This window comes from Leifsonia sp. SIMBA_070 (assembly GCF_046534635.1).
Lineage (GTDB): Bacteria > Actinomycetota > Actinomycetes > Actinomycetales > Microbacteriaceae > Leifsonia.
In genome coordinates this window covers 1-270 of sequence record NZ_JAWRYK010000294.1, presented here as the reverse complement: position 1 = coordinate 270, position 270 = coordinate 1, and the positions used below count along the sequence as shown (strand labels likewise).

At 61.5% G+C, this 270-nt stretch carries 1 protein-coding gene; it reads right to left on the bottom strand.

Annotated elements, in window-relative coordinates; genetic code table 11:
- A partial coding sequence (locus tag SB754_RS20415) for a hypothetical protein (RefSeq protein WP_410784185.1) occupies positions 1-270 on the bottom strand: 270 nt, incomplete at both ends.

The following is a 270-nucleotide window of genomic DNA, read 5'->3' as shown; positions in this document are numbered from 1 at the left end:
ACCAGAACTCAAACTGTACCGTCGGATCATAAACCGCAAGATGCGGCGTGGCGGTTATCTGAAAATACCCCGGTGTCAGCTCAATCTGCGACGGCGCTGCCGGTGCGGCAATCCGGAACGATACCGACGCCGGCTCGCCCTGCTGCCCCCACGCATTTACTGCCCGGACTGTCAGCCTGTAGTTCCCCAGAGCCAGTTGTGTGAAGCGGTAAGTGGTTTCCGTCGTCCGGGCCGTGCTGACCAGTCGCTCACGGCCGTCATCCGCTGCCA